Origin of the sequence: Bradyrhizobium sp. 23, assembly GCF_023073295.1 — a bacterium.
Lineage (GTDB): Bacteria > Pseudomonadota > Alphaproteobacteria > Rhizobiales > Xanthobacteraceae > Bradyrhizobium > Bradyrhizobium canariense_D.
On the sequence record NZ_JADPJF010000042.1, the window covers coordinates 244540 to 248219 of the forward strand.

Below are 3680 nucleotides of genomic sequence, written 5' to 3' on the forward strand. Positions count from 1 at the left end.
GGGGCTCGCCAACCGCCTGCGCGTGCACGGCCTCTCGCAAGGCACGACGGAAGAAGATTACAACGCGCGGCTTGCGTTCGAGCTCGACGTCATCATGCGCATGAAATACGCGGGCTACTTTCTGATCGTCTCCGACTTCATCAAATGGGCAAAGGGCCAGGGCATCCCGGTCGGGCCGGGCCGCGGCTCCGGCGCAGGCTCGCTGGTGGCGTGGGCGCTGACCATCACCGACCTCGACCCGATCAAGTTCGGCCTGCTGTTCGAGCGCTTCCTCAATCCGGAACGCGTCTCGATGCCGGACTTCGACATCGACTTCTGCCAGGATCGCCGCGGCGAGGTGATCAGGTACGTCCAGGAGCGCTACGGTCGCGACCAGGTCGCGCAGATCATCACCTTCGGGACGCTGCAGGCGCGCGGCGTGCTGCGCGACGTCGGCCGCGTGCTGCAGATGCCCTATGGCCAGGTCGACAAGCTCACAAAACTCGTGCCGCAGAATCCGGCCGCGCCGGTGACGCTGGCCGCCGCGATCGAGAGCGAGCCAAAACTCCAGGCGTTCCGCGACGAGGATCCGGTGGTGGCGCGCGCCTTCGACATCGCGCAGCGCCTCGAAGGCCTGACCCGTCACGCCTCGACGCATGCGGCCGGCATCGTGATCGGCGATCGGCCGCTGAGCGAACTCGTGCCGATGTATCGCGATCCCAAATCCGACATGCCGGTGACCCAGTTCAACATGAAATGGGTCGAGCCCGCGGGCCTCGTGAAGTTCGACTTCCTCGGCCTGAAAACGCTGACCGTACTCGACGTCGCGTGCAAACTGCTCAAGCCGCGCAACATCCACGTCGATCTCGCGACGCTGCCGATCGACGATGCCGAAAGCTACCAGATGCTGGCGCGCGGCGAGGTGGTCGGCGTGTTCCAGGTTGAAAGCCAGGGCATGCGGCGCGCGCTGGTCGACATGCGCCCCGACCGTTTCGAGGACATCATCGCGCTGGTCGCGCTCTATCGACCGGGTCCGATGGCGAACATCCCGACCTATTGCGCGCGCAAGCACGGCGACGAGGAGCCGGAATATCTCCACCCCGTGCTGGAGCCGATTCTCAAGGAGACCTTCGGCGTCATCATCTACCAGGAACAGGTGATGCAGATCGCGCAGGTGATGTCGGGCTATTCGCTTGGCGACGCCGACCTGCTGCGCCGCGCCATGGGCAAGAAGATCCGCGCCGAGATGGAGAAGCAGCGCGAGATCTTCGTCGCAGGCGCAGTGAAGAACGGCGTGCCGAAGGGGCAGGCCGATACCATCTTCGAGCTGCTGGCGAAATTCGCCGACTACGGCTTCAACAAGAGCCACGCGGCGGCCTATGCGCTGGTGTCCTACCACACCGCCTACATGAAGGCGCATTACCCGGTGGAGTTCATCGCCGCGTCGATGACGCTTGATCTCAACAATACCGACAAGCTGTCCGAATTCCGCGCCGAGGCGCAGCGCCTCGGCATCAAGGTCGAGCCGCCCAATGTCAACCGTTCCGGCGCGACTTTCGAGGTCGGCGACAAGACCATCTACTACGCGCTCGCGGCGCTGAAGGGCGTCGGTATTGCGGCCGTCGAGCAGATCATCGCGGAGCGGACCAAAAACGGCTTGTTCACCTCGCTCGCCGACTTTGCCGCGCGGGTGTCGCCGCGCGCGATCAACAAGCGCATCATCGAAAGCCTCGCCGCCGCGGGCGCCTTCGACACGCTGGAGCCGAACAGGGCGCGGGTCTTCGCCGGCGCCGACTCGATTCTCGCCGCGTGCCAGCGGGCGAACGAAGCTGCAACCATCGGCCAGAACGACATGTTCGGCAGCTCGGCCGACGCGCCGACCATCATGCTGCCGCAGATCGAGCCCTGGTTGCCGGCCGAGCGGCTGCGCCGCGAATATGACGCGATCGGCTTCTTCCTGTCGGGACATCCGCTCGACGATTACGCCACCGTGCTGAAGCGGCTGCGCGTGCAGTCCTGGGCCGAGTTCTCCCGCGCGGTGAAGACCGGCGCCACCGCCGGCAAGGTCGCGGCCACCGTGGTGTCGCGCATGGAGCGGCGGACCAAGACCGGCAACAAGATGGGCATCATGGGGCTCTCTGATCCCACGGGTCACTTTGAGGCGGTGCTGTTCTCCGAAGGCCTCGCGCAATATCGCGACGTCCTGGAACCGGGCGCCGCGGTGCTGCTCCAGCTCGGCGCCGAGCTCCAGGGCGAGGACGTCCGCGCGCGCGTGCTGCACGCCGAGCCGCTGGACGAGGCCGCGGCCAAGACGCAGAAGGGCCTGCGCATCTTCGTGCGCGACACCAAGCCGCTGGAATCGATCGCCAAGCGTCTCGCCGGCCCCGACATGGCGAACGGCGCCGCGCCGAAGGTCGGCAGTCCGGGCATCGCACCCCGCTCCAACGGCGACGGCGAGGTCTCGCTGGTCATGATGCTCGACCTCGAAACCGAGGTCGAGTTGAAGCTGCCCGGCCGCTTCAAGGTCTCGCCGCAGATCGCCGGCGCCATCAAGGCGGTCGCCGGTGTGGTGGACGTGCAGCAGCTCTAGCAACGCGCACGGTGTTGCAGGCGGCTGCATGTCTTGCGCGGGACATGCGGCGGCCCTGTTGCAACCTTTCGCTGTTTTCGGTTAGCATGCACTCGGGGAAAATCTGAGGGCGTGATGCTATTGCGTGGGCTGGTATTGCTCGTGGCTGCGGCACTGCTGTGCGGCTGTGAGACGGCGAGGAGCGGGCTCGGATATTCGGAGACGGTACGAAAGCTGGGTCCGCCGAAAGCCGGGCAGGCCCGTGTCGTCGTGTTTCGCGAGAAAGGCTTCGGCGGCATCGGCGATCCGGACTGGGAATTTTCCCTCGACGGTACGCCGATCAAGGGCCTGAAGACCGGGACATATGTCTATGTCGATCGCCCGGCAGGCCAGCACCAGTTCGTAGCAGAGGAGGCGGCGCTCGGCGTCACGCGCGTGGACTTTTCGGCTCAGTCCGGCCAGACCGTGTTCTTCGTAGCGCGCTTCAGTCAGCGCAAGAGCGCCATGATCGCGAATGCGAGCACGGGGGTGCTGGGCTGGGGTCTCACCCTTGCGATGACGTCCGGCTATAAAAATCAGGGGCCGCTGGATTTCCTGCCCTTGGATGAATCGGCCGCCAGGACGACGATCGCAGAGCTTCGGTTGGCAGAATAGCCTCCGCGCGAAATTCGAGCTCCGCCCGCACCGTCATTTGTGGTGTCGTCACAGCGTTGCGGCTATGATCGCCGTGAGGCCGTTCGTCCATCGCGCCGGGAGGGAACGTGACATGTGCGACAAGTGCAATGAATCCCCACATGAGAGGATCGCGCCGTCGCGACGATCCGCGATGTTGTTGGGTGCCTCGGCGCTCGGCCTCGCCCTGACCGGCAGAGCCTTCGCCAAAGAGACCAAGGCGCCGCCCAAGCCGCAGAACGTGCTGTCGCCCGACGCATCATTGAAGCGCCTGACGGAAGGCAATGCCCGCTATGTCGACGGCGTGTCGCGGCGGCACGATTTCAAGCACGAGCGCGAGGCGTTGGTCGGCGGACAGAATCCGTTCGCGGCCGTACTGAGCTGTGCCGATTCGCGCATCGCGCCGGAATATGCCTTCGACACTGGCCGCGGCGATCTGTTCGTTTGCCGCGTCGCCGGA

At 65.5% G+C, this 3680-nt stretch carries 3 protein-coding genes; all 3 read left to right on the top strand.

Annotated features, from left to right (window positions below; all coding sequences use genetic code 11):
* The coding region (gene dnaE / locus IVB32_RS10930) for a DNA polymerase III subunit alpha (RefSeq protein ID WP_247410354.1) at positions 1–2569 on the top strand (2569 nt) is incomplete at its 5' end.
* A gap of 114 nt (positions 2570–2683) precedes the next feature.
* Positions 2684–3202 (top strand): hypothetical protein, encoded by a 519-nt coding sequence (locus tag IVB32_RS10935; RefSeq protein WP_026232865.1) that lies wholly within the window; start codon positions 2684–2686, stop codon positions 3200–3202.
* Between the two features lie 112 nt (positions 3203–3314).
* A partial coding sequence (locus IVB32_RS10940; protein WP_276576775.1) for a carbonic anhydrase occupies positions 3315–3680 on the top strand: 366 nt, incomplete at its 3' end.

What these genes read in the sequence shown, in the direction of transcription:
- IVB32_RS10935 (WP_026232865.1), top strand. Translation starts at nt 2,684, where the DNA reads ATGCTATTGCGTGGGCTGGTATTGCTCGTGGCTGCGGCACTGCTGTGC.